Here is a 12767-nt window from a genome sequence, read left to right as displayed (position 1 = left end):
GGTCCATAACGTTATTAACTGAGGTTTTATAATATAATGCTCAAGGAAGATTAATGATTATCTTTCACGAAGGAAATAACACATAAATAATTTGACTATGCTGCTGCAGGAATTACTAAAAACAAAAACCAAAGGGAATCACGATCAACTGGAGGAGCTGATGTTTGTTCACGAAATAATGAATAAAACGTTGAGTCTCGAACAATATAAAACTTTGCTTGCTACTAACTACTTGGTTCATGCTAATTTAGAGTCTAAAGTTCACCTGGCTCTAGACGAAAATACAGCTAAACAGGTAGGTGCTGACCAGCGATATAAACTATCATCATTGATTGAAGATCTGAAAGAGGCGGGTATATCCAAAGATGAACTTGATCAGATTAACATCAACGTACCGCACAATGAATATAGTCCCGCTGCCGCATTGGGAGCTATGTATGTGCTTGAGGGTGCAACAATGGGTGGTCAGGTTATTCAGAAAAAATTGAGGGCAACCCCGGCTTTCGAAGGTTTAAATCTTAATTATTACACAATTTATGGTGATAATCTGATGCCTAACTGGAAAAGTTTTGTTGGAGTTTTAAATACTGCTGTACCGGAATCTGATTACCAACAGGTAATAGATAGCGCATCTGAGACTTTTAGGTTTATCGCAACGGTTTCTCAGCTTGTGAATACTACATTAGTATAACTTACAATACATTAGGGGGGGAGCCTACTTAAAGGCTGATGCCTTAGAGTATATAAGGTTCACCTTTTTCAGCAATGACTGCAGTATAGCCAGCTGCTTCTATAGCGCTGGCAAGACTGCTTAAACTGCTGTCCTCACCATGAACCAAAAACACCTTTTTTAACTGATTAGGGTCCTGGCCAACTATATTACTCATCAGGTCATCATGATCTCCATGACCACTCAGCAAATCTGTCTTTTTGATAGTTGCGTAAACACTCAGATCACGGTGGCGTAGGCGGACTATAGAATCGCCGCGAAGTAATCTGTGACCAAGTGTTCCCTTTGCACAGTAACCGATAAATAGAATTGTACAGTAGTAATTCTGAATGTTATGATAAAGATGATCCTGTATCCGTCCCCCTTCAAGCATGCCCGCAGAAGATATAATTATACAAGGTTCATGATAATTGGAAATAGAAATGCTTTCGCGTTTATCCTGTACATATGAAAGTGAATCAAATTCAAATTCATCTCCTGAGCGATGGTAAAAATCTTGAGCTTCATCATTTAACAGTTGATGATGCTTACGGTAAACGTCCGTCGCAAATTCGGCAAGAGGACTATCTACAAAGATCTTTACCGGAGGCAGCTCCCCGGAACTGAAAAGCTTATTCAGTGTAAATACCAAGGCCTGTGTTCTTCCGATACTAAATGCGGGTATAATAAGCCTGCCTGGGAATTTTATGCAGGTTTCCTCAATAATATCTTTGAGTTTGGCTGTGATTGTAGTGTCCTTACTATGTATTCTGCCGCCATAAGTAGATTCTGTAACCAGATAATCCACTGCCGGCAATGGTTGTGGGTCAACTAGAACAGGGTAGTTTCTACGACCGACGTCGCCAGTGAAAGCAATTTTCTTTGTTACGCCTTGTTCTTCTATTTCCAAAACTACTGCTGCTGCCCCCAATAAATGACCTACCGGGATGAATTGCAGGCTAATTCCCTGTCTGATCTGAAATATTTTATGGAAACCGATTGTAATGAAGCGTTCCACAGTATCCATTACATGTTTATGAAGATAAAGCGGTTTTGGGCCTGATCCTGATCTTTTCCCACGTGATCTCTTTTGTTGTTTACTCAAAAAGATATTAACAGAATCCATTAACAGTAATTCAGTAAGATCAGCGGTAGGTGGGGTACAAAGAATTTGTCCGTTAAACCCCATCCTTAGCAAGGTGGGTAGATTTCCTGAATGGTCTATATGTGCATGCGTTAATATAACTACATCTATTGACGCAGGATTAAATGGAAAGTATTGATTTTCTTCCTGAAATGTATCTCTCTCATAGTCCAGACCGCAATCTACTAGTATACTGTAATCTCCTACTTCCAGCAGGTGCATACTTCCTGTCACCTGTTTCGCAGCGCCCCATATCGTTAAATTCATCTATTCTAATCGTTTTACAATTAAATCTCCACCCTGAAAAAGGGAAAAAAGATTAGCAATATAATGTTTTATTGCTTTAGGTTGTTTTATTGGCAATTAGAAACTATATATCTTGTTGGTTGACAAGGTCATGTAAATTTAATCGAAATTTATAATTAAGTTCAGTCTTCAGACGGACGCTATCAATAATTTTCCAACTGTTTTTTTGAGGAATAAATTGAGGGAGAAGAAGTCCGGACCTCTTCGCTGCAGCGGTATAGAAGGACGTACGGTCAGGGTGTTCGGGAGAACATGCATGGTAAACCCCACCGTATTTTGCCTGACTGATTATACTGGTCAAAATGCCAATGCAATCATCTAAGCAGATCATGTTAACCGGAGAAAGCCCATTCGGGATATTAGTTTTACCAGCAAAAAATCGACCGGGGTCTCTTCCCGGCCCAAAAAGGCCTGCAAAGCGAACTATTGTAGTTCTGAAATCAGTTGACGAGGTTAAATTTTGCTCTGCTTCCAGTATAATCTTACCTGAGGCTGTTTCAGGAGCAGGCATATCATTTTCATCAAGCTGTTTGTTGTTATCCTGAAATACCGAAGTGGAGCTGATGAAAATAAATTCCCGGACACGACCCTTTGCTGCTGAATCGGCAACCTTTTTTATTTTTGCTGCGTACTGCTGCTGAATGATCGGGTCTTTTTTGGGAGGAATGCAGCAAATTAATATATCGCTCTTAAAAAAATCAAGATCTATATCAGGAGCTTCTTCATTTAAATTCAGCAGATAGGGGGCGATACCGGCATCCTGCAACGCGATCTTTTTTTCCGGAGTTGTGGTCGAGCCTTTCACTGTGTAACCTTTTTCGACCATCGACTCCGCGAAAGGGAACCCGAACCAGCCACAGCCAAGCACGCTGATTGTTTTTCTATTTGAAGACATATTTTACGGAAGACTTGATAAAAAAAAAAAGGGATAATGCGTCGCATTATCCCTTTTTTCAATAAGTTATTCTTAAAGAACAGTTACATTAGAAGCCTCAGGGCCTTTTTTACCGTCGTTTAATTCGAACTCTACATTGTCACCTTCATTCAATTCTCTGAATGAATCGCCTGCAATCGCAGAAAAATGCACGAAAATATCTTTTCCTCCATCTTCTGGAGTGATAAAACCAAACCCTTTTGCAGAATTAAACCATTTTACTTTTCCTGTTGTACGCATATTATTATTATAAATTTCGCTGTGAAAATAATGAATTGAATATTAATATCCAAAATCTAAATTTCTAATTTGATAATTAGACTTTGATTTAAATAATACTATCCGATTATCGGAATCCGATTTCATATAGAATTAAATTTTCAAAAAATGATGTTTTCAAGAACAGCAGCCTGCCTATAGTTGTTGTTAGCTACATATTTATGATTAATAGTTAGCTATGAGAACACCAGATAAAAACGCAGAACAAAAACATGTAAGGAAAAATATGTTAGAAAATGGTCATGATGAATCAACCAATCTAGGGCTAGATGCAGATGATTCTTCGTCAGGCAATGAACTTCTCAAAAATCTAAATTCCGATAATGACAGAATTTCCGGAAATCCTGATGGTGAAGATGACAGACATGATACTTCCGAGATTCCGGGCAGCTCACCATTGCAAGATAAATAAGAGAAAAAATAATCCAGCGGTGCCGTTTGGCATAGTTTTGGTAAATTGGATCTTGTAATATAAAATAATAAATTATGAGAAAGATACTTGCCATAGCTACTGTAGCATTGATGTTTGGTGCCTGCAGTAACGCTAAGAAAGAAGAAGCTATTAAAATAGCTACTATAAAAGCTGTAAAAGACAGTATCAGATTAGATAGTTTTAAAAGAGCAGATTCAGAAGCGAAGTTACAGGCTGCTAAAATAAAAGAGGAAAAACGTGTACTGATGCTTGCTGAAGAAAGGGCTGCAGAGAATGCTCCTGCTGCCAGAATAGCTGAGCCGACTGTACATAGCAGTGCTTCGAACTCTACTTCTACCCAAAATACCAAGAAAAAAGGGTGGAGTAGTGCAGCTCTCGGTACTGTAATTGGTGCGGGAGCCGGCGGTCTTGGGGGAGCCCTTATCGATAAAAAGAAAGGTCGTGGTGCAGCAATCGGGGGAGTTGCCGGTGCAGGCGCAGGTTATTTAATTGGCCGCGGACAGGATAAGAAATCAGGACGCGCGAATTAATACATCGTTTTCTTGGATTTTAAAAAGAATGGGGTTCAATGATAAATTTATCATTGAACCCCATTCTTTTTAAATCTGACTTTGCTCTTCAATCAAAAAAGAGGCATACAATTTCTTGCAGGCCTCTCTTATATCGGTTCAAATATCCGTTAACTATTTCTTCTCAGGAGGTGTGGATACGATTTCACCAAATTCATTTACATATGCCATCATACTTTCCAGGTCACCGCCTGTAGAATTTTGCTGACGTTCTTGTTTACGTTGCTCTTTATCTTCTTTTTTCTTTTGCCTGTTTTTTTCTAGTTGCTTCTTCATGAAGGTAGCCTGAGACTTAGCCATAAATTTCCGTATTTAGTTAAAAAATAACTCTTCTCTGCTATTACTTGTTAAGGCGTTCCATATACAAATCGTAAGGATCGATCTAGCCTGAATAAAATAAAGTTCCTGGACAACAACGGTTGAGGAGTCAGGAGAAATTGAGCCTAACCATTGGGTTGGTTAGCAAGTAGTAAAAGAGAATAGTGTGTTTGTTAATCCGTTTAATGCAAATATACAAAAAATATTTAAATCTTAAAAGAGACAGGGCCGGACGAATTCCGGGAGATTGTGTAGCGCTATATAGATTGACGCCAAAATAGAACGGTGCTGATTTTTCCGTCTATTGTTCTGCATTATTACAAATAAAGTGGAAATAGCTATTAGCTTAGCTTAAGTCAGTTAGCTTTAAATATAAGCACAGCTATAAAATCGGAACAGTGTTTGTTGTTGTTTAATTTTACGTATTTACACTTGAACAAGTTATGAAAAAAAGAATACATGTTTTAGAAGATGATCAGGATATTAGATATATAATTGAGTTTTTGTTAAAAGACGAAGGTTATGAACTGCAATTATCATCGACTTTCGCAGAATTGAAAAGTAAACTGAATGATGGCTTACCTGATCTTTTCATCATTGACGTGATGTTGCCTGATGGAAATGGTATTGAAATTTGTGATGATTTAAAAACTGACATTTTCACAAAACATATTCCTGTAATCGTAATGTCAGCTAATCCTGGAAGTAAGGAGAAAAGTGTGACTGCTAGTGCTGATGACTACATTAGCAAACCCTTTGATCTGGATTACGTAGTTAAAAGGATTGACAGATTGTTATCTACGAAGTTAGCGGGTTAAAATAATTCCTATGATATTTCTGGAAAATGAGCATCTGATAGCTGGATTTAATACAAAAGGAGCTGAATTACAAAAATTAGAACTCAAGTCTACAGGGCTGGATTACCTTTGGAAAGGTGATCCGGCTTATTGGGGTAAATTCAGTCCGGTATTATTCCCTATAGTCGGGGCGTTAAAAAATGATAGTTATATTTTTGAAAATAAAACTTATTCGCTTTCGCGCCATGGTTTTGCCAGGGATAAAGAATTTGAGGTGTCCCGTCCTGCTGATAATGAAATAATTTTTACATTAAGAAATTCAGCCGAAACACTTGTTGTTTATCCTTTTACGTTTGAACTTGCACTACATTATAAATTAGAAGATTCTGGACTTACCTGTACCTATAAGGTAAATAACCCCGGAGAAAAAGAGCTGCTGTTTTCACTTGGTGGCCATCCTGCATTTGCAGTTCCATTTACACCTGATACTTGCTATGAAGATCATTATCTCCTTTTTGACCGGGATGAGGATTTGTTCTTTAATAAAATTGAACACAACTTAATTAGTGATGAGCAAGGTGTGCTGACTTTAAAAGGTAGTAAGTTGCCTTTAAATCACGAGTTATTCAAAGATGATGCGTTGGTTTTCAAATCTCTGAAAAGTGAGAAAATTAGGCTTGCGAATAATAAGAATATCCACGGTCTTGAGTTTCGATTCTCCCAATTTCCGTTTTTTGGTATCTGGGCTACACCCGGTGCTGATTTTGTGTGTCTGGAGCCCTGGTGCGGAGTAGCAGATGGTATTCACCATAATCAGCAACTCAGAGATAAGGAGGGGATTCAAACCTTATCACCAGGCGTTAAGTGGGAAAGAAGCTGGCATGTATCACTATTTTAGTGATCGCATACCAGCTTCTCTTGTTCAGGATTACCAGTTCCTTCTTATAAGGGGCTGATTATATCCATTAGTATACCGGAATGCTGTCCTGATCCTGAATGAATACGTATCGTGGCTTTTTGGAAATCTCTTTCATCTGCTTTGTAAATATTCACGAATTTTTGAGGATTACGGTCTACTAATGGAAACCACGAGCTCTGTACCTGAACCATAATACGGTGTCCTTTTTTAAAGCAGTGTGCTGCGTCTTGCATATCAAATTTGACTGCCGTAGTTTTTCCAGGTTCAATTGCCTCGGGCAAAGAGAAACTGTTTCTATATTTTGCGCGCATTACTTCTCCACGTACCAACTGCTCGAAGCCCCCCATTTTTGTTCCTGTAATAGGACTGTCATCAGGTGCGTTGCTGGGATATACATCTACTAGCTTAACGATAAAATCTGCATCCGTGCCAGTTGCAGATATATAGAGGTCGGCAAATAACTCCCCCGAAATCGTTACGTCTTCTGTTAAGATTTCAGAACGGTAAACTAATACGTCAGGTCTTCTTGAAGCGAAACGCTGATCTTCATACATATAATCAGTTCCCCTGTCAATCCTGATCTGGTTGGTATAGGGTACTGGATTCTCGGGGTCACTAATGTATTCATCATATGTATCAGTTTTCTCAGACGGCTCATCAAATGATAGCTTTCCACCCGGATGAAAATATAGCTTCTTTGTTTTTGCGTCTGCAGGCGGCCAGGAATTATATTTTTTCCAGATATTGGATCCTGTTTCGAAGATAGTCGCCTTAGCCAGTTCAGGATTGGCAGTTCCTTTAAGGTAATGATTGAAGAATGCAAATTCTATTTCCTGTCTGTAATAAGGTCCTGTTGTAGAATTAAAACGGACATTTCCAAGAAAGGAGTTATCACCACGCGTCCAGCTGCCATGCGTCCATGGGCCCATAACCAAATGATTTGGTGATTTTGGTTTATTTTTTTCAATGCCGCTAAAAGTTTTTAAAGGGCCATATAAATCTTCCTGATCGAACCATCCACCAACGGTCATTATTGCCGGTTTTATTTTTTTAAGGTGTGGAACTGGCGTTCTGACTTGCCAGAACTCAGAATAATCAGGATTATCCATCATTTGGTTCCAGATCTTATTCTGACCTTTAAAATAACGATCATTTGCATTTTTTAGCGGGCCTAATTCTTTGTAGAAGTTGTAGGCATCGGGAGTTCCGTAACCGTTAAATGACGCAGCATGATCGGGAGTTGGTTCTGGCCGCGACGCGCCATAATACGATAAAAAGGAGAAAGTACCCATTAAGAAGAATGCGCCGTTATGGTGTCTGTCATCTCCCATGAACCAATCTGTCACAGGGGCCTGGGGTGAGGCAGCCTTTAATGCAGGATGGGCATCAATTGCAGTCATTGTGGTATAAAATCCAGGTGCTGATATTCCCCAGGTACCCACTTTACCATTATTTCCAGGTATATTTTTGACCAGCCAATCTATCGTATCATAGCTGTCGGAACTTTCATCTATATCTTTTTTGTTCTTTTTATTTGCAATATAAGGTCTGTTGGCTACAAAATCTCCTTCAGAAAGATAACGTCCCCTGACGTCCTGATAAACAAAAATATAACCTTCTTTTGCGAATAACATAGAAGGACCCAGGCTGTTCTTAAAATTCTCCTGTCCGTAAGGACCGGCACTATACGGTGTCCGGTCGAACATAATCGGATATTTTTTTTGCTGATCTTTAGGACTATAAATAACGGTGTGTAATTTTATTCCGTCACGCATAGGGATTTGCTTTTCCACTTTGGTATAGTTCTCCTGTATATACCGGGCGTCTAAAACTCCCTGAGATGGCCCTTGTGCAAAGCCTCCAAACGACATTACTGAGAGCGCCGCTGAGAGAAAGAAGGTTTGTTTCATATGGCCAAAATAAACAATTTTCTGATTTGATGCCCGCAAGTCTGGTATCCAAAAGATTAATCTTTAAAAATTCTATTGCCTGTAGAAAATTCATTTGGCTTATCGCGGAAATTATTAGCTTAGTTATCTCAAAAACCATAACGATGCAATTGACCAATGCTTCAAACTCTAAATTAACTGCTGCCATTCTGGTAGCCTCTCTGGGTTATTTCGTTGATATTTATGACCTGCTGCTTTTTAGCATTGTCCGGATACCCAGTCTCAAGTCGTTGGGGCTAACCGGGACACAATTAACTGATACTGGCATTTTGCTGCTTAACATTCAAATGATCGGCATGCTTATCGGTGGTGTCCTCTGGGGAATGCTTGGTGATAAGAAAGGGCGGCTATCTGTGCTTTTTGGTTCGATTTTTTTGTACTCCATCGCGAATATTGCGAATGGATTTGTTCATTCTGTCGAAGGATACGCCATATGGCGCTTTATAGCAGGATTGGGACTTGCGGGTGAACTTGGCGCTGGTATTACGCTGGTTGCGGAATTGATGCCTAAAGAGAAACGCGGTTACGCAACTACAATTGTTGCATCTGTAGGTGTAAGCGGAGCAGTAGTTGCATATTTCGTTGCGCAACTTTTCGACTGGCGGACCTCTTTTTTTATCGGAGGAGGGCTTGGTCTCGCTTTACTGTTGCTTCGCATTGGGGTGGCGGAGTCAGGTATGTTTGACTCTTCTAAAACTGCAGAAAACCGGGGTAACTTCCTAGCGCTGATTAGGAATAAAACGCAATTTATTAAGTACCTGCAATGTATAATGATAGGTATTCCATTATGGTTTGTGGTTGGCGTACTTATTACGTTGTCGCCTGAATTTGGAAAAGTACTTCGTGTAAAAGGTGAGGTAAGTGCAGGAGCGGCGGTTGCCTGGTGTTACGGTGGTATTGTGATTGGTGATATTGCGGGCGGTTTACTTAGTCAATGGCTAAAAAGCAGGCTCAAAGTTGTCTATTTATTCCTCGGTTTATCTACCCTTGGTATTGCCACCTATCTGATGAGCTACGATCTTAGCCTGAATCATTTCTATTGGTTATGCGGTTGCCTTGGCCTTACTGTAGGTTATTGGGTTATTTTTATGACTATTGCTACCGAACAGTTTGGTACAAATATACGGGCGACTGTGACTACAACCGTTCCAAATTTTGTGCGCGGGGCAGTTGTCCCCCTTACTCTTTTATTTCAGTTGCTAAAGAATTATACTAGTGGTAATATCATTTATTCTGCTATCATTGTAGCTATGATTAGTCTGGGTTTAGCATTTTATGCATTGAGTCGGATGAAAGAAACTTTTCACAAGGACCTCAATTACCTCGAAGAACTTTAATTTTAAAATATGGAATATATTCTTGGGATAGATATAGGTACTGGCAGTACTAAAGGTGTAGCTGTTGATCTTCAATATAAACCAATTGGCAGCAGTCAGTCTTTTTATCCTACTACCTCATCGGAACCGGGTTATAGTGAACAGAATCCCTTATTAATCTGGGAAGCATGCTGTAAGGTAATCACTGAACAAATTAATCTGCGTGGCCGGTCACCAAAAATAATAAGTTTGAGCTGCGCTATGCATAGTCTCATAGCAGTAGATTCTGGGGGAGAAGCGATTATTCCAATGATGACCTGGGCAGATAACAGAGCTGCTAATTTTGCAGATCAATTATTATCGCAGGGTTCCGGGATTGAAATTTATCTCAAAACAGGAACACCTGTTCATGCGATGTCTCCTTTATGTAAGATCGGCTGGATCCGATCGCATCTTCCAGAGGTTTTCAGCAGAACGGAGAAGTTTATATCTATAAAGGAATATATCTGGTTTAAATTATTCGGTGTTTTTGAAATTGATCATAGCGTGGCTTCTTGTACGGGGCTTATGGAACTGGACAGTCTATGTTGGTATACTGCAGCACTGAATGCTGCAGGAATTCAAGAAGAACAATTGTCCAGACTGGTATCTACAGCTTTTTACAGAGCTTTCCCTGAAGCTATTCCTGGTATGGAGGCTGTTACAGCTGGTGTACCCGTGGTCATCGGTGCAACGGACGGTTGCCTGGCTAATTTGGGTACAGGGGCAATTGCTCCAGGAATAGGAGCATTAACTATTGGTACCAGCGGCGCACTTCGGGTTTCCGCAGAATGCAGCAGGTTTAACAAGGAGGCTATGACTTTCAGTTATCGGCTGGATGAAAAAATCTATATTAACGGGGGCCCTGTTAATAATGGTGGTATAGCCTTGAAATGGCAGTTGAAGAATATATTGGGCACTAGTCAATTAAGGGAGGAAGATTATGAAACTGCTTTTCGCAGTGTTTCTAATTTAGGCCCTGGTGCAGATGGTTTGTTGTTTTTACCGTATCTGCAGGGGGAGCGTGCCCCGGTATGGGATGCCAGGAGCTGCGGCGTTTTCTTCGGTTTAAACTTATCTCATACTTCAGACCATATGACACGTGCAGTAATTGAAGGAATCTGTTTTGCACTGGAAGATGTGCTGAATGCGTTGGAGAGATCGGGGCAGCAGGTTGACAGGATCCATGTGAGCGGAGGTTTTGTCGCATCTGCGGTATGGTTACAGATCTTGGCAGATATTACCGGAAAAGAATTGGTTCTGATCTCTGTAGATGATGCTTCTGCTATCGGAGCAACCATTCTCGCAGCGAAAGCGATCGGTTTGGAGTCAGATTATCCCATGCCTAATATCAAGGAAGCAACCAGGATTTATCCTGATAAGCAGACTCACAAGAAATATATGGAGATATTTGAAATTTACGTGGCACTTTACCCTGCTCTTAAAGAACAGATGCACCGTTTACATAAACTATCCAATAATCCATCATCAGCCGGTCTGCTTTGATACGGCTGATGACGGTTCTAATCTATTCCTGCGTACTGTGCACGGAGTTATAGGCTTTTACAAATGAAATAATTGTTTTAGCATCAAATTTTTTGGTGTCTTTCAAACGGTTTACCAAATCCTGGTCATCAGACATATATTCGCTTAATGTAGTTCTGATATAATTAGAATTCTGTTCACTCTGATCTCCGTCCGGTGTAATCTCAAGTATGGTATCGGGGGTTTTAGCTGAAGCAATATAGATTAGCGCTCTGCGATCTGGTCTTGCCTGAGCATCATCATCTCTTCGTCCACCGCCAAAACTGATTCCGCCACCCATTCCGAATCCGCGATAACCTCCACTTCCTATTCCAAGTCCGATAGAAGGGCTGAACTGAATTTTCTTTTTAGGTTTTGTTTTTGCACTTGTTTTCCCACCCATCGTGTAGAGGTTTATGTTTCCGTGCTCTATAAGTTTAAAAAAACGGTAATCTGTTTTACTATTACTTACAAATGCCTTACTAACATACGTTTCCCCATTCCACTGGAATTCCTGAATATCTTTAGCCTGATATTGGTTGAGTGTACCTTCGTCGTTCTTCATTCCGACAGTTTTATAATCTGTACCCTGGATAGTTCCGCGGATAAAATTACCGGGACTAATAATAATCGCATCCTGGGCAAATGTGCTTAGCGAAAGGATAGAAAAAAAAGATAGTAAACTCAGAAATTTTGTAGCTTTCATATTGTCTCAAATAACGGAAAATTTTCCTGATTGTTGTCATGCACAGATCAGAAGTTTTATCCCCGCTTTTTCTATAAAACAGTTTTACCAGTACGACCATTACACCGGACTCAGCTAAATTGATTTGGTTGGTATTGTTTAATTGTTAAATTTGAGATAACCAAATATTAAATCTGATGCCTGAAACTTCACCGGAGCTAACTGAGTTGACCAGTCGTATCGCATTATATAATAGTGAACATGCGTATGAGAAACTCTACAAATTTCTTTATCCCGGGTTGCATAGATTCTGTTTCTGTCTGCTTAAATCGAAGGAATCAGCTGAAGAAGCCGCCAATGACGTACTGATTGGTATTTGGAGAAACCGGGAAAAGTTAACAGCTATCAATAATATTCGTGTATATGCATTTGTAATGGCGAGGAACCTTTGTCTTAACTTGTTAAACAAATCAGGGAAGCAGGTTTTTGTATCACTTGATGATATTAATGTAGATATCGCGCTTAAAACGAAAAATCCTGAAGAACTACTAATTAATGAAGAGCTTAAACTTAAACTAGATCAAGCTACCAGTGCACTTCCTACACGGTGTAAACTCGTTTTCAAGCTGATCAAAGAAGATGGTTTAAGTTATAAGGAGGCAGCTGCTATTTTAAATATATCCGTTAAAACTGTGGATGCACATCTGGTAGCAGCTGTTAAAAAACTGACTACTATTCTGCAGCTGGAATTCAATCTGATTGATTAATTTATTTTTTTTTTATTCTTGACTAGGGAGTTTTTCCGAAAATATTGTCTTATACCTTGAAACCAATATAAACTAATAT

At 39.6% G+C, this 12767-nt stretch carries 14 protein-coding genes; 8 read left to right on the top strand and 6 right to left on the bottom strand.

The features are described 5' to 3' along the window. Positions 1-97 precede the first annotated feature (97 nt). Complete coding sequence (locus BM192_RS01720; RefSeq protein WP_037438209.1) at positions 98-691, top strand: biliverdin-producing heme oxygenase; 594 nt, start codon at positions 98-100, stop codon at positions 689-691. A 43-nt stretch (positions 692-734) separates the two neighbouring features. Here BM192_RS01720 and BM192_RS01715 read toward each other — a convergent pair whose 3' ends face one another. The 3 genes from BM192_RS01715 to BM192_RS01705 form a co-directional block, all read right to left on the bottom strand. Beyond that, entirely contained in the window at positions 735-2120 is a 1386-nt protein-coding gene (locus BM192_RS01715; RefSeq protein WP_037438208.1) for an MBL fold metallo-hydrolase, read from the bottom strand. 103 nt (positions 2121-2223) lie between these two features. Next, positions 2224-3054, bottom strand: coding sequence for an SDR family oxidoreductase (locus BM192_RS01710; protein ID WP_037438207.1), 831 nt, complete (start codon positions 3052-3054; stop codon positions 2224-2226). 72 nt (positions 3055-3126) lie between these two features. After that, positions 3127-3333, bottom strand: coding sequence for a cold-shock protein (locus BM192_RS01705; protein WP_037438206.1), 207 nt, complete (start codon positions 3331-3333; stop codon positions 3127-3129). A 217-nt stretch (positions 3334-3550) separates the two neighbouring features. Between BM192_RS01705 and BM192_RS01700 the strand changes: the two genes are divergently transcribed. Further along, positions 3551-3784 (top strand): hypothetical protein, encoded by a 234-nt coding sequence (locus BM192_RS01700; protein ID WP_037438205.1) that lies wholly within the window; start codon positions 3551-3553, stop codon positions 3782-3784. A gap of 74 nt (positions 3785-3858) precedes the next feature. Beyond that, a complete protein-coding gene (locus tag BM192_RS01695; protein WP_037438204.1) occupies positions 3859-4335 on the top strand; it encodes a YMGG-like glycine zipper-containing protein in 477 nt (158 codons plus the stop codon). Between the two features lie 153 nt (positions 4336-4488). Here BM192_RS01695 and BM192_RS01690 read toward each other — a convergent pair whose 3' ends face one another. Next, positions 4489-4674, bottom strand: a complete 186-nt coding sequence (locus BM192_RS01690; RefSeq protein WP_069381983.1) for a hypothetical protein — start codon at positions 4672-4674, stop codon at positions 4489-4491. 461 nt (positions 4675-5135) lie between these two features. Here BM192_RS01690 and BM192_RS01685 point away from each other — a divergent pair, with 461 nt between their 5' ends. Then, positions 5136-5510, top strand: a complete 375-nt coding sequence (locus BM192_RS01685; RefSeq protein WP_037438203.1) for a response regulator transcription factor — start codon at positions 5136-5138, stop codon at positions 5508-5510. A gap of 10 nt (positions 5511-5520) precedes the next feature. Beyond that, positions 5521-6387, top strand: a complete 867-nt coding sequence (locus BM192_RS01680; protein ID WP_037438202.1) for an aldose 1-epimerase family protein — start codon at positions 5521-5523, stop codon at positions 6385-6387. A 44-nt stretch (positions 6388-6431) separates the two neighbouring features. Here BM192_RS01680 and BM192_RS01675 read toward each other — a convergent pair whose 3' ends face one another. Further along, positions 6432-8318, bottom strand: coding sequence for a CocE/NonD family hydrolase (locus BM192_RS01675; protein ID WP_037438201.1), 1887 nt, complete (start codon positions 8316-8318; stop codon positions 6432-6434). 143 nt (positions 8319-8461) lie between these two features. Here BM192_RS01675 and BM192_RS01670 point away from each other — a divergent pair, with 143 nt between their 5' ends. Together BM192_RS01670 and BM192_RS01665 are read left to right on the top strand one after the other, a co-directional pair. Further along, positions 8462-9694: an MFS transporter gene (locus tag BM192_RS01670; protein WP_051759576.1), complete on the top strand. Its 1233-nt coding sequence runs from the start codon at positions 8462-8464 to the stop codon at positions 9692-9694. 9 nt (positions 9695-9703) lie between these two features. After that, on the top strand, positions 9704-11218 hold the full coding sequence (locus BM192_RS01665; RefSeq protein WP_037438200.1) for a gluconokinase: 1515 nt from the start codon (positions 9704-9706) through the stop codon (positions 11216-11218). 22 nt (positions 11219-11240) lie between these two features. On the opposite strand, the gene BM192_RS01660 is transcribed toward BM192_RS01665, so the two are convergent. Continuing rightward, the gene (locus BM192_RS01660; RefSeq protein ID WP_037438199.1) at positions 11241-11942 is read right to left on the bottom strand and encodes a hypothetical protein; all 702 of its coding nucleotides are present in this window, start codon (positions 11940-11942) and stop codon (positions 11241-11243) included. Positions 11943-12118: 176 nt separating this feature from the next. Between BM192_RS01660 and BM192_RS01655 the strand changes: the two genes are divergently transcribed. Continuing rightward, the gene (locus tag BM192_RS01655) at positions 12119-12688 is read left to right on the top strand and encodes an RNA polymerase sigma factor (RefSeq protein WP_051759568.1); all 570 of its coding nucleotides are present in this window, start codon (positions 12119-12121) and stop codon (positions 12686-12688) included. Positions 12689-12767 lie beyond the last annotated feature (79 nt).

The organism is Pedobacter antarcticus, assembly GCF_900112985.1.
GTDB classification, from domain to species: Bacteria; Bacteroidota; Bacteroidia; order Sphingobacteriales; family Sphingobacteriaceae; genus Pedobacter; species Pedobacter antarcticus.
This window is presented reverse-complemented; position numbering and strand designations above follow the sequence as displayed.

Excerpts from the sequence above, each read along its gene's own strand:
- BM192_RS01660 (WP_037438199.1), bottom strand. The coding sequence starts at position 11,942 with ATGAAAGCTACAAAATTTCTGAGTTTACTATCTTTTTTTTCTATCCTT.
- BM192_RS01675 (WP_037438201.1), bottom strand. The coding sequence starts at position 8,318 with ATGAAACAAACCTTCTTTCTCTCAGCGGCGCTCTCAGTAATGTCGTTT.
- BM192_RS01720 (WP_037438209.1), top strand. The coding sequence starts at position 98 with ATGCTGCTGCAGGAATTACTAAAAACAAAAACCAAAGGGAATCACGAT.
- BM192_RS01655 (WP_051759568.1), top strand. The coding sequence starts at position 12,119 with ATGCCTGAAACTTCACCGGAGCTAACTGAGTTGACCAGTCGTATCGCA.
- BM192_RS01705 (WP_037438206.1), bottom strand. The coding sequence starts at position 3,333 with ATGCGTACAACAGGAAAAGTAAAATGGTTTAATTCTGCAAAAGGGTTT.
- BM192_RS01665 (WP_037438200.1), top strand. The coding sequence starts at position 9,704 with ATGGAATATATTCTTGGGATAGATATAGGTACTGGCAGTACTAAAGGT.
- BM192_RS01685 (WP_037438203.1), top strand. The coding sequence starts at position 5,136 with ATGAAAAAAAGAATACATGTTTTAGAAGATGATCAGGATATTAGATAT.
- BM192_RS01680 (WP_037438202.1), top strand. The coding sequence starts at position 5,521 with ATGATATTTCTGGAAAATGAGCATCTGATAGCTGGATTTAATACAAAA.
- BM192_RS01715 (WP_037438208.1), bottom strand. The coding sequence starts at position 2,120 with ATGAATTTAACGATATGGGGCGCTGCGAAACAGGTGACAGGAAGTATG.
- BM192_RS01690 (WP_069381983.1), bottom strand. The coding sequence starts at position 4,674 with ATGGCTAAGTCTCAGGCTACCTTCATGAAGAAGCAACTAGAAAAAAAC.
- BM192_RS01700 (WP_037438205.1), top strand. The coding sequence starts at position 3,551 with ATGAGAACACCAGATAAAAACGCAGAACAAAAACATGTAAGGAAAAAT.
- BM192_RS01710 (WP_037438207.1), bottom strand. The coding sequence starts at position 3,054 with ATGTCTTCAAATAGAAAAACAATCAGCGTGCTTGGCTGTGGCTGGTTC.
- BM192_RS01695 (WP_037438204.1), top strand. The coding sequence starts at position 3,859 with ATGAGAAAGATACTTGCCATAGCTACTGTAGCATTGATGTTTGGTGCC.
- BM192_RS01670 (WP_051759576.1), top strand. The coding sequence starts at position 8,462 with ATGCAATTGACCAATGCTTCAAACTCTAAATTAACTGCTGCCATTCTG.